The sequence below is a fragment of the Bartonella sp. MM97QHHN genome (genome assembly GCF_042194285.1).
Lineage (GTDB): Bacteria > Pseudomonadota > Alphaproteobacteria > Rhizobiales > Rhizobiaceae > Bartonella.
Genome location: NZ_JBHIMS010000118.1, coordinates 20,503 through 36,678 on the forward strand (window position 1 = coordinate 20,503; position 16,176 = coordinate 36,678).

Annotated in this window: 8 protein-coding genes; all 8 read left to right on the forward strand. The window is 39.4% G+C overall.

The features are described 5' to 3' along the window. Positions 1 to 680 precede the first annotated feature (680 nt). The 8 genes from ACFIJW_RS10380 (at position 681) to trpS (ending at position 16,175) form a co-directional block, all read left to right on the forward strand. Entirely contained in the window at positions 681 to 2,279 is a 1,599-nt protein-coding gene (locus ACFIJW_RS10380; protein WP_375634373.1) for a BID domain-containing T4SS effector, read from the forward strand. A 310-nt stretch (positions 2,280 to 2,589) separates the two neighbouring features. Further along, positions 2,590 to 4,035 (forward strand): BID domain-containing T4SS effector, encoded by a 1,446-nt coding sequence (locus tag ACFIJW_RS10385; RefSeq protein WP_375634375.1) that lies wholly within the window; start codon positions 2,590 to 2,592, stop codon positions 4,033 to 4,035. A gap of 344 nt (positions 4,036 to 4,379) precedes the next feature. Continuing rightward, complete coding sequence (locus ACFIJW_RS10390) at positions 4,380 to 5,225, forward strand: BID domain-containing T4SS effector (protein ID WP_375634377.1); 846 nt, start codon at positions 4,380 to 4,382, stop codon at positions 5,223 to 5,225. A 354-nt stretch (positions 5,226 to 5,579) separates the two neighbouring features. Next, positions 5,580 to 6,860 carry a BID domain-containing T4SS effector gene (locus ACFIJW_RS10395; RefSeq protein WP_375634379.1) on the forward strand — a complete coding sequence of 427 codons (1,281 nt, stop codon included), beginning with the start codon at positions 5,580 to 5,582 and terminating at the stop codon, positions 6,858 to 6,860. Positions 6,861 to 7,164: 304 nt separating this feature from the next. Then, a complete protein-coding gene (locus tag ACFIJW_RS10400) occupies positions 7,165 to 9,129 on the forward strand; it encodes a BID domain-containing T4SS effector (RefSeq protein WP_375634381.1) in 1,965 nt (654 codons plus the stop codon). Between the two features lie 317 nt (positions 9,130 to 9,446). Next, positions 9,447 to 12,683 carry a BID domain-containing T4SS effector gene (locus tag ACFIJW_RS10405; RefSeq protein ID WP_375634383.1) on the forward strand — a complete coding sequence of 1,079 codons (3,237 nt, stop codon included), beginning with the start codon at positions 9,447 to 9,449 and terminating at the stop codon, positions 12,681 to 12,683. Between the two features lie 789 nt (positions 12,684 to 13,472). After that, complete coding sequence (murJ, locus tag ACFIJW_RS10410; protein WP_375634385.1) at positions 13,473 to 15,044, forward strand: murein biosynthesis integral membrane protein MurJ; 1,572 nt, start codon at positions 13,473 to 13,475, stop codon at positions 15,042 to 15,044. A gap of 60 nt (positions 15,045 to 15,104) precedes the next feature. Beyond that, a complete protein-coding gene (trpS, locus tag ACFIJW_RS10415) occupies positions 15,105 to 16,175 on the forward strand; it encodes a tryptophan--tRNA ligase (RefSeq protein WP_375634386.1) in 1,071 nt (356 codons plus the stop codon). The last annotated feature ends 1 nt before the right edge of the window (position 16,176 follow it).

The following is a 16,176-nucleotide window of genomic DNA, read 5'->3' on the forward strand; positions in this document are numbered from 1 at the left end:
CTTTTCTCCCCAACCAAAGAAAAGTTTTTATTCTCTTATGGGTCTTAAATCTTAAAGCAGCGCATACAATAAGAGCAACAACACAAAGTAAAAAACATTTTGTTGCAAAAATACACAAAAAAGATGTTCGTATGGCAAGATATTCATATGGAGCAATAAAAAAAATATAATGGAGAAAAATTTTTGATGACTGCTTTTGCCCATAGATTCACCAATCTGAGAGCTGTGTATGAAAAGTACCAGCACCATCCACTAACCAAGAGCGATTACACCCGCTATATCCACGCCCCTCATCAAAGCGCTCTTGCAAACAACTTTGTTAAAGGAAAAAACAACAATTTTAAGCAACATTTTTCTTTTTGACCTCTTCCTTACACCTCAAAAAATGAAGATTTTACCCAGAGTCAATTTATAGAAAATCCATTTTCTGACCACTCATGGGCTTCATATCAGCGCCCTAAATACCAGCATTTTACAGTACAAGATAATAAACAAAGGAAACATCAGAAAAGCTTTTCAAAAGCATCACAAAACGATTGATACAACATCCATACACTGAAGGGAAAAGCACTCCCTCTCATAACACCCAAAATCTCAAAAGAATACGCGAAGGGGAATTTTTCACATGCAGCGTTTAAGACGCTCATCAACCACCACCCTACCTACTTAGGAGAGATTACATGTTAGAGCAAAATTATCTATATAAAGGAACCAAAACACTCAAAAATAAATATGGCATCAAAGACCCTAAAAAACTGTATCAACGCAGTACCCATGACGTCACTAAAGCAGCCGTAAATTTTCGCCATGAACCACCCCCACAAAAATTTGATGCTTCCTATCTAAAACTAATCCACTGGAGCCTCTTCTACAAAACTTTTGAATGGGCTGGAAAAACCCGTGATACATCCTTTACATTTGAAGATGGCACCACTGCCCATATGCCGGCGATGCGTCCCAAAGCCTATGAAATTCCTTTTGCTATTGGACCGCAGATTCAAAAAGAACTAAAACAACTCGAAAAAACACTTAATGAAAAGAACAATTTAAAAGGTTTATTGCGCCAAGAATTTGCTGAAAGTGCCGCTGAAGTTTTTATGGCGCTCGAGCACGCACATCCTTTTAGAAAAGGCAATGGGCGCGTAAATCGAATGTTTATGGAAAAACTTGGACAAGCCGCAGGATATACCATTGACTTTTCTTTCATCACAAAAGAACGCATGGCAGTAGCTTGTATTGAAGCCATGCAATATGGCAATCCCCAACCGATGAAAGATCTTTTTGAAGATATCACCCATCCGCAAAAATCCCTTGTTTTAAAAGAGTTCATCTCCCAAATGAGAAACGCTGGACTGGATGAAATTAACGATCGTGTTGTTGTTGCAGCAAAGGAAGATGTAACCTATGAAGGCATCTTTAGAGGTTTTTCAGCAGAAGGTTTTGTCATGGAAATAGAAGGGGCTTTCGTCGTCGGACACAAAGATGATCTCACCCCAGAACTCGTCAAAACATTACAAAACGGTGCCCGCCTCTGCTTTCAAAAAACCAACGTTCAAAGCTTAAAAGAAACACTGATCCCAAAAGAAACATTAGCCCCTCTTACCCATGAAGAGTTATTTGAAAGGATTTCAAATGACGCTTATGTTGAAGGGAGCCGAAAAGAAATCGAAAATTTATCAAAGACTGTTTATGGTAAAACCCACGCCTTAAAGACAACATTAGATATCATAACGGCAGCTCCAAACTTAGGAAATCAGTTTGCCGATGAAACTTTACAAAACCCTCAATCAATTTCTAAATTTGCTGGGAGTAAAATACTTGGCATGAAAAGTTCAAATCGCAGACAAGCCGAACAGGCTGTTCCACAACTCAGCCAAGCCCTTAAAAATTATGGCGCAATAACACAACAAACAAAAGATGCAATTCTAGAGCAACACCAAAGAGAACAAAATCGCCTGAACCACACTGTCGAAAAACCTGGAAAAAATTTACAAAACCTTTTTGCCTTACCAGAAGAACAACAAAGGGAAGCTTTATTCCATTCTCGTTCACTGCGACAAGAACTCCATACCTTTTCACGACAACTACACAATCGTCTATCCTCAGAAGATCGTAAAGCCATACAAGAAAAAGATTATACCAGACTAGCTTGCCTCCTTGGGACATCGGAAAGCAAAGCAAAAGAAATTGCGAATACTGTAAAGAACACCCAAGAAGCACAATGCCAAGCTCGCAGCTTGAAAGTTAGTCGTTCCTCATCGCTGGCTCTTACCGGCTAAAAACGCGTGAACTTTTGCCTTCCAACAGAACTCTTTATACCAATCATTTTATCTCCATTACGCCCACCAATTGTTTTAAAATGTTACAAAAGATAGTCCTAAAAATGAATCCTGTAATCTACTATAACTTATTGATAATATTTCATAAAAAAAACTGTATAAAAGACATAAATGTCCATTACATATCAATATGAATAGCGCGAAGTCTTTGGAGACCATTCAGTTTGATATTCTTCTTTTGTCTTAAAAAATATCAAAAAGTGGGAAATGCGCCAAAGAGGTTTTCTAAAAATATTGAAAGGAAACAGCCATGAAAAAAAGTCACCCAAGCCCTTCTACCAATGTAGAGGAACTAAGACAACAAATTGACCAACAAAACCTAGAAGCTTCTAATGTAGAAGACCTCTACGCAAAGGTTAATAAACCACCTAAAGAACAGCGCACCTCACCTCAATATACACTTCAACAACCACCAGAAACGGTTTATGCTCCCAAAAAGCCACTTGACCAACAAAACCTAGGAGCTTCTAATGTAGAAGACCTCTACGCAAGGGTTAATAAGCCACCCAAAGAACAGCGCACCTCACCTCAATATACACTTCAACAACCACCAGAAACGGTTTATGCTCCCAAAAAGCCACTTGACCAACAAAACCTAGGAGCTTCTAATGTAGAAGACCTCTACGCAAGGGTTAATAAGCCACCCAAAGAACAGCGCACCTCACCTCAATATACACTTCAACAACCACCAGAAACGGTTTATGCTCCCAAAAAGCCACTTGACCAACAAAACCTAGGAGCTTCTAATGTAGAAGACCTCTACGCAAGGGTTAATAAGCCACCCAAAGAACAGCGCACCTCACCTCAATATACACTTCAACAACCATCAGAAACGGCCTATGCTCCCCAAAAGCCACTAGGAAATCCCTATGACAGACTTGGTGGGAGACCGAGTGATGGGCGACGCACCGACGGACTCGTAAACCCCTATTCAATAACGGATCTGGCGGCGCAAGGTTGGCAAACACCCTACGACACAGTTGGTGAAGGTGCACAGGGTGGACGACATCCCCAAGAACCAAAACATTTCTATGCAGAGCTTGAAGTTGGTGAAAATGGTAAGCACTCTCCCCAAAGGCCACTCGAATCCGTCTATGCAACGGTTGGCATGGGAGCTGAAGGCGGGCAAGAGTCTGAACAACTAGAAAATCCCATCTATCAAGGCGTTGGCGGAGGCAGAATCTCCCCTCCCAGAACCCCAAAAGATGTGGTTACAACAAAGCTTTTAAAAAACGTAGACTTTCAATATGGTGTAAGAGAAATCCAAGAGCGATGCAGAGTTGTTTATAAAAACGAACATGCTTTGAATGGACCACTTGCGAAGATCCTTGATGATCCTCAGGGTGCAGAAAAAGTCTTATTGGAGCTTGCAGAAAATCCTGAAAGCGCTGGTAAGCTTGCAGGTCACAAAATACTTGGTGTAAAATCTCCAAACCGCAGAGAAGCTGAAGATGAGTTTACCCACCTTTGCTCAGCTCTTGAGAGACATATACATAATACACAAAAGCTCCATAAACAGTTTACACGGGAGCAGGAAAGAGAAAGAAGTCAAAGACACGAAAGTCCAGAAAGAGACACAGAAGACAGACATTACCACCATCATCATCGTCACGCAAGAGGACAAGAACAAAATAGTCCAGAGCACAGCCCACAACAACAAAGACATGGAGAAAAAGGAATGGCTTTTGCCATGTAAGGGGAGCATAAACATAAAAACAGATAGTTTTTGTTTTTCATGTAATCTTTTTTTCAGTGAGTTTCTTGGTGCAAATCATTTTATCGTGATTGCACCAAGAGTTGTTTTAAAATATTACAAAAAATAGTTCTAAAAGTGGATCCTATAATTTATCATAACTTATTGATAAAATTTCATAAAAAAACTGTATAAAAGACATAAATGTTCATTACATATCAATATTGAATAGCGCAGAATCTTTGGAGGTCATTCGGTTGGATATCTTCCTTTATATCAAAGTTATCAAAACTAAAAGTGGGGAATGCACCAAAGAGGTTTTCTAAAAATATTGAAAGGAAATATGTATGAAAAAACATCATCCACATCCTTCTGCAAATCCAGAAGCCCTCTATGCAAAAATTAATAAACCAACCAGAGGAAACCAGCGCGGACCAACCCCAGAAGAGGAAGTTCTATACGCATCCGTTAGCAGTGTTTCTCCTTCAAGAGGGAGACATCCTGATCGGGGAAGAGAAAATCCTGAAACCGATTACACAGAGGTTGCTCCCCCAAAACGCGAAGCTGAGGTTACATACGCATCCGTTAGCAGTATTTCTCCTTCAAGAGGTAAACATCAAAGGACAGAAAATCCTGAAACTGACTATACAGAGGTTTCTCCACAACAAAAAGGAAGATCATCTTCACCTTCTCTCACAACTGATCAAAAGAGTGTAATGCTTTTAAAAAATCCACAGGTCCAAGCACGTGCAGAAGAGGTCATACATTGGAGTAAAATTGTTTATGGCAATGATACAATTTTCCAAAAACATTTGCAAAGCATACTTACAGATCCCAATAAAGGAAAAGAGCTTTCAGATCAACTTGCTGAAGATCCTGAGTCTATACATAAGCTTGCGGGCCGTACCGCACTTGGACTAAAAAGTCAAACACGCAAAGAAGCTGAAGAGGGTTTTAAATCGCTTGTTGACGCCATTGATGATTATACAAAGGCTGTAGAAAGAGCCACAGAGAGGCTATCGCAAACCCCTCTAGCGGAACAAAGACGCCGTCAAGAAAATTCTCAGCAAGTTGAGAGACACCATCATCATCATCGTCATCACGCAAGAGGACAAGAACAAAATAGTTCAGAGCACAGCCCTCAAAGACAAAGACAAAGACAAGGAGAAAAAGGATTTTCTTATGCCATGTAAAGGGGCATAAACATAAAAACAGATAGTTTTTGTTTTTCATGTAATCTTTTTTTCAGTGAGTTTCTTGGTGCAAATTGTTTCATCGCGATTGCGCCAAGAATTGTTTTATAATGTTACAAAAAATAGTCCTAAAAATGGCGCCTGTAATTCACGATAACTATTGATAACTTATTGATAATATTTCACAAAAAAACTGTATAAAAGACACAAATGTCTATTAAGCCGATTGCAAATAGCGCAGATCTTTGGAAGCTCATTCAGCTCGATATTTTTTTTGTCTCAAAGCGATCCAAGCATAAAAGGCAAGAATGCACCAAAGAGGTTTTCTAAAACAATTTTTGAAAGGAAACATGCATGAAAAAAAAACACCCTCATCCTTTTCCATCCTCTTCAATACAAGAACTTATAAAGCTCTATGAACAAGCGGCGGCAGAGGTCTCAGGCGCAGCCCCCCTTCCTAAAGAAACACCTTCAAAAAGCAAAAGACTGTCATCCATACCGGAAAAAGATGAGGAAAGACAATCTCTTTTAAGCGAAGAAACTGTACATGCATCAACAAATCCAACAGCTTCGTTAACAAGAGGCAGCTCTACCAAAAGGCAGCAAAAACCTGAAACGACACACTCAACAGTTACTTCACAAGTTACCCAAAGAACAACAAGAGTTCTCTCAGAGGAAGAAATCATTCTATTGCTTCCACACCATTCATTGGTTCGAACCTATCAAGAGGAAATCCAACGTTTATCCGCAAGTGCCTATGGTAACCCAAACATTTTGCAAGAAAAAATGCAGGAAATTCAAAGAAATCCCGCTGCAGGAGAAGAGCTCTCATGGCGCATGGCAGCATATCCTGAAAGTTTTGCTAAACTTTCCGGCACCAGCGCGTTGGGCTTCAAAAGTCGAGTACGTAGACACGCGGAAGAGAGTTATTCCGCTCTCAGTGTCACCGTTGATTGTTATACAGAAGCTGTAAAACAGGCAAGAGAGAGCCTCGTACAATCTCCAGAGCAAGAACTCAAAAACTATGAACGCTTCATGGGGAAGGAAGCCGTCGCTAAACTTCTGCAAAAACCAAATCATCGTGAAAAAGAAACTCTTTCAGAGACAGAAATTTCTACCCAAATTCAACAACATTCAAAAGTCAAAAGACACCTCGCCCAAATCCAATATTGGTGTAAAGTTGTTTTTGGGAACGAAAACATTTTGCAATCACAAACAGAAGAGCTTTTCCAAAACCCTGAAACAATAGAAGCACTCGCACAGCAACTTGTCGGAAATCCTCAATCTTTTCACAAGTACGCTGGTCATAACTTTTGTGGCTTTAAAAATAAAGCACGCAGACATGCTGAAGCGGGTCTTTCTCACCTCATTGACGCCGCTGACAATTATGCAACAGCTGTAACACAAGTAAGAGAGAGCCTTTCAAAAACTCAGCAGGCAAAACAAGAACACAATGAAGCACCTTCTGACAGAGCGCAAAATTTGCATCAACAACAAAGCGTCTCACAGTCTGCTCAACGCCCTGAGCCTTCAATAGTAACGCATGAAGGAGCAACACCCCTTGGACAACAAAGAGAAACAGATGTTCGTCCTCGCAAAACTGCCGCCCCAAAAGCGATGGCTTTTGCCAGCTAAACAGACATAAGTTTTCACGTTGAATCTAACGTCTTGGCGCAACACAGGAAAGAGGTGTTTGCGCCAAGAAAGAGAGAAAAATTGAAACAAAATTTATTTTTCTATCCCTTAACCCAAACACTGAGAAAATAATCTTTAGAGAATGATTATGATCTGAACCATAAGAGTCAAATCGTGCGAGACCATTCAGTTTCATATCCTCTCTCATAAAAGCAAATGAAAAAGCATAAAACAGAATAAAAACCAACGTACATTTTTAAATAGTATTTAAAAACAATATTGGAAGAGTTTGAAAGGAACATGTATGAAAAAAAGAAATCCCTCCCCTTTTATCACCGAAATGATGGAAAAATTTCAACAACAGGCTGAACAATCCCCTACCAGAACCCCTCCTTCCCAAGTTTCTCAAAGTTTGCCAAAAGCAACTGTAGAAAAACGCCCAGAAAATTTATCCCCCCACCCAAAAGTTGCTCCACCACCACCCCCTCGTATGAAAAGCTCAGTGCAAACCAACACAATGTCTCCTAACGCCAAAAACCAAGAGACGCCTCCCCCACAAAAAAAAGCAGCTCCACCAAAACCTCCGCGTGCAAAAGAGAGGCAACAACATAAACAAACAGTTCAAGAGTCCCCCTTCCTACAGACAAAAGTGGCTCCACCCCCTCCTCCACGCATGAGAGAAAAAACACAAACCGGCACAACAATCTACAACTCAAAAATCCAAGAAAACTCCTCTCCGCACACAAAAGCAGCTCCACAAAGACCTCCACGTGCAAAAGAGAGACAACAACATAAACCGACAGTTCAAGAGTCCCCCCCCCTACAGACAAAAGTGACTCCGCCCCCTCCTCCACGCATGAGAGAAAAAACACAAGCCGACGCAAAAATCCTCAACTCAAAAATCCAAGAACACTCCTCTCCGCACACAAAAGCAGCTCCACAAAGACCTCCACGCGCAAAAGATAAGCAACAAAACAAAACAACAGCTCAAGAGGGAGAACATCTCTATGCAACGCCTGCTCCGCCCCTTCCCCCACGCATGAGAGAAAGAGTACAAAATGGCACAAAAATCCAAAATCCTGAAACACACGAACCAAGTGTTAGACCCAAAACACTATCACATATGAAAGTCAGGCAGCAAAGCAGTTCATCATCACAAGACAGTGGAACATATGCCGTCCCGCCTTCAAGAAAACCGCACCGTATAGAAAACAGAAAACAAAGCGATACTGTCGTCCAAAAGCCTGCCTCTCCACACACAGCAATTGAACAACCAAAACCGTCTCACGAACAAAAACCATCTATTAATACAATGGAAAGAGAGCTATTGCTCGTAGCATATCAAGAAGAGATACGATTTTTGTGCAAAAAGGTTTATGGCGACCGACTTATTTTAGAAGAAAAAATAGCAGAAATTAAAGAAAACCCTGATATGGGAGAACAACTCTTATGGGATGTTACAGAACAGCCTAAGTCTATTTCTAAGCTTGCTGGTAGAAAAGTTCTTGGCATAAAAAATCATGCGCGCAAACAAGCTGAAGAAGCTCTTCCCACCCTATGTGCTGCCATTAACGGTTATGTGTATACTTCAAAATATACAAAAAGTGAAAATATTTTACAAGGTTCTCACACGGAACAACAACATCAGCGACAAGCACAAGAGGAAGAGCTAACAAATCAACATTTACAAAATCCGCTCAATTCAGAAAAGAAAATACAGCCTCTCTCAAATGAGGAAATTGCCCGCAGAGTTCAAAAAGATCCATCGGTTCAATATGGTCAAAGAGAGATCCAATATTGGTGCCAAATTGTTTATAAGGATCCATTTATTTTGCAATATAGAATAGAAGATATGCAAAAAATTCCAGAGATGGGAGAAGAGCTTGTATTTCAAATTGAAAAGGATTGTACATCTGTTTCTCCGCTTGCTGGTAGACAAGTCCTTGGCATAAAAAATGGAGCACGCAAAGCTGCTGAAGAAAATCTTCCTACTCTTTGTACCGCCATTAAGGATTATGCTGAAACTGTAAAACAGTTAAGAGAAGGCATTGTGCAAAACCATCAGGAAGAACAACAAAAACGTCATCAACCACCTACCGATCTCGATAAAAAGTTGCAACAGCAGCAAAGCTTATCGCAGTCCCCGAAGCTACCCGAATGCTCAACAGCAAAGCAACTTCAAGAAGTTGTAGAAACATCTAGGCAAGAAGAGAAATCGCCTATTCGACCGCACAGAGCCGAAACATCAAAAGCAATGGCTTTGTCGTGACAGTCTAATCATCGTTGGCTTTTCATCCAAAACTTTGGTGCAATTATCTTGCCAAGATTGCACCAAAGACGGTGTATGAAATACAGAAAATTTTGAATAAGACACCCCATTATTTTACAGAATTCATTGATAAAATTTCACGATAATACTTTATAAAAATTACAAACTTTAACTTTGTTCCATGCGAATAAGGTCAATTTTTTCAATCATTCAAATAGGCATTCTTCTTTGAAGAAAACACTATGAAAATAACATAAGGCAAAAAATGTAAACAAAAAAAATCAAAAAATAATGTTACCATTTGAAAGGAAATATGCATGAAAGAAAACACAGAACATTGTGCCTCCTCTACACAGGAAGAATTGCAAGAACAACACTCTGTAATTAATGCAGCCATTTCAAAGCAAATCAATGAAGAAGCGCAAAATTTTTTCTACCCCAATAGCAAAGTGCTTAAAAATAAATACCGCATCAAAGATAAAGAAATATTAAAAGAATGCTGTTCTAATGATGTAAAAAAAGAAATGATAAAACTGCACCAAGAACCTCTACCAGAGCAGTTTAATGCCTCTTATCTAAAATACCTTCATCAAGGACTCTTTTCCCGTGCATTTGAATGGGCCGGACAAACACGCGAAGAGCCTTTTACATTTGAAGATGGCACTGTTGCTTCTATGCCCATTTTGAAAAGAAAAGAATTTACAAAACCTTTTGCGATTGGCAGAAAAATACAGGAGGGACTAGAAAAGTTAGATAAAACGCTTGCTGAAAAGAATAATTTACAAGGCTTAACGCGCGAAGAATTCGTTGAACAAGCAGCTAGTATAATGATAGATTTGCACCACTTGCATCCTTTCAGAGAGGGCAATAGGCGCACAAAGAGACTGTTTGTTGAAAAACTCTCTCAAGCAGCAGGACATGAGCTAGATTTTTCTCTTGTGAGCAAAAAACGTAAAGACTTTGTCCGCGCCGCTGCCATGGAACATGGCAACCCAGAGCCTATGAAGCATCTGCTTGAAGATATCTCAAATCCAGAAAAATTGCTCCTCTTACGAGAATTCACCAACTCTATGAGAGAGCTTGGATTGGATGAAAAAAATTATCATCTCGCTGTCGTTGCAAAAGAAGGAGAAACCTATCATGGTACCTATAGAGGCAGTGGACCCAATGGCTTCATGCTTGATGCCAACGGGATTTTCATCTTGGGAAATAAAAAAGATCTCACCCCAGAGCAAATACAGACATTAAAAATCGGTGATGCCCTCTCCTTTACAGCACAAAAAGTTCAAAACCCAGAAAAAACCCAGCAAAAAACATTGCTTCCAGAAGAAAAAAGAGCCACTCTTAAAAACGATGAAATAACTGAAAAGAGCAAAGACAACGCATCCATTCAAACAAAGAAAAAAGAACAAGCCCATTTTTCACCGTGGATTGTCCCTCATGCTTTACATGACAGCGTTGAAGTTATGCCCCAAAGTTTGCAAGAACAAGAAAAAGAACAAATGGCACAACCAATTGCTCAATCGGCTTCCGCTATGAGGCAAATGCAAAAAGATTTTCAAAAAAACATTTTACAGAGCAGTAATACAGCGACAAATAATCCAATATCTGTCAAAATGACAAAGGAAACACGCTCTGATCATCAAGAAAGAACAAAACAGCCCCCAAAAAAAGCAATGGCATACTGGGATACTGGTACAAGAAAAACGGACACCGTCCCTCTCACCTTACAGGAGAAATTATCATCACCGCCTGAAACCGAAGAAAATAAGACAATACATCGTAATTTCTTTTACCCCAATAGTATCACCTTAAAGAATAAATATGGAATAAAAGACTATGGAAAATTAAAAGTGCAATGTGCCCATGATACAACAAAAGCAATCATTCATCTGCGCCAAGAAGCGCCACCACAAAAACTAACCTCCACATATCTCCAATATATTCATCACACCCTATTTAAAAATACTTTTGAATGGGCCGGACAAACACGCGAAAAACCATTTACATTTGAAGATGGTACCGTTGCTTATATGCCAATGATGAAAAAAGCTGGTATTTCTTTTGCCTCAGCAAAACAGATACAGGAGGGTCTAGAAAATTTAGATAAAATACTTGCAGAAACGAATAGTTTAAAAGGCTTAACCCGCGAAACATTTGTTGAACATGTCACTGAAATGTTGATACAGCTCAACTATACACATCCTTTCAGAGAAGGCAATGGACGCACGCAACGAATGTTTTTTGAAAAACTTGGGCAAGTTGCTGGCCACACACTCGACTTTTCTCTTGTAACAGAAAAACGTATGAATCTTGCCAGTATTGCATCGCTAAAACATAAAGATAAAGAAGAAATGAAACATCTGCTTGAAGATATCTCAAATCCAGAAAAAATACTTATTTTAAAAGAATTCATGGACAGTATGAAACATATCGGGCTTGAGAGTATTCATCATCATCTTATTATAACAGCAAAAGAAGGTCATACCTATAAAGGCTTTTACAGAGGCAGTGGACCCAATGGCTTTATGCTTGATGCTAACGGAATTTTCATCTTGGGAAATAAAAAAGATCTCACCCCAGAGCAAATACAGACATTAAAAATCGGTGACGCCCTCTCCTTTACAGCACCAAAAATTCAAAACCAGCAAGAAGTGCTTATCCCCGCACAAACAATAGCCCCCCTTACCAACAATGAAATTGCCACAAGGATAAAAAACAACGCATCCATTCAAGCAAGAAGAAAAGAAATAGAAACTTTGTGCCAAATCATTTATGGCAATCGTCATATTTTGCGGGAAAGAATTGAGATGATCCATGAAAATCATACTGAAGGAGAACAACTCACCTATCAAATTACCACCTCTCCCCAATCGATTTCTAAGCTTTCTGGTAGCAATGTATTTGGCATCAAAAACAACGCGCGCGCCCATGCTGAAGAAAATATTTTGCCCCTCTGTAGAGCCATTGATCGTTATATCAATATTTCTAAACAAACAGAAAGAGACATTCTCCATACCCATCATGTAAAACAAAGGCGGTGTGAACAGTCGGTAGAAATGCCTAAGGCTTGGATGAAAAATCTCCTTTCCTTGTCAAAAGCACAACAGCAAGAAACTTTATCAAACTCTCCTGAATTAAGGGGAGAGATAAGGACTTATATCAAAAAAATCAATGAGCGCTTATCTTCAAACGAGCATGAAGTTATAAAAGAAAATAATCCTGAAAGACTTGCGAAGAGTCTTGGCACATCAACCATCAAAGCAAAAGAGATTATGGAAATAGTCAAGCAGATAAAAGAGATAGAACCGCATATACAACCCATGTATTTTTATAACCATAAATTCGATGAGCGCTTAGCACCAAACCAGTATCAATCTATCCAGCATCAATCTATAAAGAAAAATAATGAAAAAAAATGTTCCAACACCCTTGATAAAGAAGCAATTAAAGTGCAAAAAATGACAGAAATCGTCAATCAGAGTCCCAAAAGACAAGAAAATATTCAACCTCACAAAACGGAGCACACAAAAGAAATGGCAATGAATATCTAAAAGGTTTATAAACTTTAACTTTTTTGCCCCCTCTGGTAAAAATGATAGCCTTTACCCCCCCCTCTGCCTTCATCGGCAAATCAATTGCGCCTCAACGAGAATGGAAACCATGAGAGAACAAATTGATCTTATTTCCTCAGATTTTATCCTCATCAACTGTGAAAAGAAACCTGAACAGGAAAAATGCTGTTGAAAGATCATGTCTTCCTATCCTCTTGTTTATGTAATCTCTAAAACGAAAAGGCAGCCAAATTTGGGGAGAATATAAAGCCGTAAAGATAAAAATAAATCACCAGCTTTACCATCACCTTTTAGCTCAGCCTTACGACTTTTTAAAACATCTAAAGCGCTGTTTTTTTAATAATGAATAAATAATGGAAATTGCGTATTGCTCCACGCTTTTATTTTATTTGCGTTCTTTAATAGGGTCACACCCCTCACATAAAACAGAACGGTATTGGGTTGCACTATTCACGACATCACACCATAAAGAGAAATTATCATTATATATCCCTACATATCCCTTCAAACTGTTATAATATCACTCGCATATTTCAGTTTGAAAAAGAAATTTTAATTATTTTATGGCAACAATAAAAATTTTAATGCAACAGTAAACAAGGAGCATAAAAAAGTCTTCAAGCACCATTGTTGACAGAAAGATAAACACCGTCGTAAAACGCTTTCAAAAAGTATCCTTGATTAGGATAGAGATCAGATTTTTACGATTTAAAACGCTTTATTTCTCCTGTCATCGCTTCTCTTTTACAACAAAGCTGATATATCTTTATGACATTGATTAAAAAAATTGCAACAGTTGCTTCCGGAACCCTCATGAGCCGTATTTTTGGCTTCGTACGCGAAATGCTTATGGCCGCAGCCCTAGGGACAGGTCCTGTTTCTGATGCCTTTAACGCTGCTTTTCGTTTTCCCAACACATTTCGTCGTTTTTTTGCTGAAGGTGCCTTTAACGCTGCTTTCATTCCTCTTTTTGCAAAAAAAATCACTGAAGAAGGTCACGAAACGGCATGCAAATTTGCAGAAGAAGTCTTTGGCGTTCTCTTTTCGCTGCTCTTACTGTTAACGATTGCGATGGAACTGAGTATGCCTTTTTTGGTACAAACCATTATTGCCCCAGGTTTTACCGAAGATGCAACAAAATTTAACGCTACAATTCACTTTACTGCAATCATGTTTCCCTATTTAACCTGCATGTCGCTTGCTGCCATGATGGGGGGCATGCTTAATGCGCTGCGACGCTATTTTATTGCCGCCATTGCCCCACTCTTTTTAAACATTATTTTGATTGGTGTGCTTGCCTATGCTTGGATCTATAAACTTGACGCTTGGCATATTGGCTTAAATCTCTCTTGGGGTGTATTGGCAGCAGGGCTTCTTCAGCTCACCTTAATTGCCCTTGCTTTGCGTCAAAGTGGAATGAAAATTTCCTTCCGCCAGCCCCATTTAAGTCCTAATGTTCGTAAGCTATTAACTTTAGCATTCCCAGCAGCCATCACAGGTGGCATCACGCAAATTAATTTGCTTATTAATACCAACATTGCTTCTAGTCAATCGGGTGCTGTCTCTTCTTTGATGTATGCTGATCGTCTTTATCAATTGCCTTTAGGCGTAATCGCCATTGCCGTTGCAACCGTTCTTTTACCAGAGTTAACACGTGCTTTGCGGAGCAAAAAGCATAAAGAAACCCACCATTTACAAAATCGCTCTATTGAATTAACATTGTTGTTAACACTTCCAGCATCCATCGCTTTTTTGCTGCTCTCCACTCCCATTGTCAGTTTGCTCTTTGAACGAGGACAATTTACCAGTCAATCAACACACCATGTTGCACAATTATTGGAGCTTTATGGACTAGGACTTCCAGCTTTTGTTCTTATTAAGGTCTTTATTCCTAATTTTTTTGCCCATGAAGATACCAAAACACCGATGATTTTTACAGGTATTTGCGTTTTCATCAATATCAGTCTCGCCTTAACATTATTTCCTATTCTATCTGCACGAGGCATTGTTATTGCTGAAATTACCTCTGGATGGGCCAACACCCTTTTGCTGTGGAGTGTCCTTATCAAACGCGGTTATTGGAAATACGACTTCCAACTGATAAAGCGAATATTATGTCTCATGATGGCAACTCTTTTGAGTGCACTAGCCCTCTATTACGGATTGAATGTGTTTGTTTTTTTGTCTTTTCCTTTATCCTCACAAGCATCATTTTTCTTGCGCGCGATCACCTTAGCTGGGATCATGATTGGCATATTTTTGATCTATTTTAGTGCCTATTTTTTATTCAACACCCGTTCCTTTTTTCACACGCTTAAAAATTTGAAAAAACGCTCATAATATCTATACTTTGTCAAAAACAATAAAATGAATAACCTTAATTGAAGAAAGAGCACTCCTATGGATACCTTCACACCACTTGTCTTTTCCGGCGTACAACCGAGTGGTCATTTACATCTTGGCAATTATCTTGGAGCCATTCAGCGTTGGGTTGAACTGCAAAACTCTCATCACTGCCTCTATTGTGTTGTGGATATGCATGCGCTCACAATCAACCCAGATCCCCTTACTTTACGCGAATCCACCAGAACAGTGACAGCAGCCTTTTTAGCCGCCGGTATCGATCCTCAAAAACACATTATTTTTAACCAATCACGTGTTTTTCAACATGCTGAACTCGCCTGGATTTTTAATTGTGTTGCCCGTATCGGCTGGCTTCAACGCATGACACAATTTAAAGATAAAGCGGGAAAAGATCGCGAAAAAGCATCCATCGGGCTTTTTGCCTATCCCACTTTGATGGCTGCTGATATTTTAGTCTATCGAGCAACGCATGTTCCAGTAGGCGAAGATCAAAAACAGCATGTTGAACTCACACGCGATATTGCACAAAAATTTAACAACGACTATGCACAGCGTATTGCCGAATTAAATTTTGGTATCTCTATGCAAACAGATGAAGAAAAAAGACAAGGCTTTTTTCCCCTCCCAGAGGCGCTTATTGGAACAACAGCCACACGCGTTATGTCTTTGCGCGATGGGACAAAAAAAATGTCAAAATCAGATCCTTCAGATTTTTCACGCATTAATTTGACCGATGACGCTGATCTTATCGCAAAAAAAATACGCAAAGCCAAAACGGATTCAGCTCCACTTCCCGATACCCTTGCCGCTTTAAAAGAACGACCAGAAGTAGATAACCTGCTTGGTATTTATGCCGCCTTTGCCAAAGTTAGCAAAGAAAAGATTCTTTTAGAATTTTCTGGTCAACAATTTTCCCATTTTAAAACAGCTCTAGCCGACCTTGTTATCCATAAGCTTGCCCCTATAACAGAAGAATTACGTCGCCTTCATCAAGAAAGCGGTTATATCGACTCTGTTTTGCATGATGGCGCTAAACGTGCTAGTATGCTCGCAGAAGAAAATATGAAAAAAATTCGTGAAATTATTGGATTTTTGCACAATACATAAA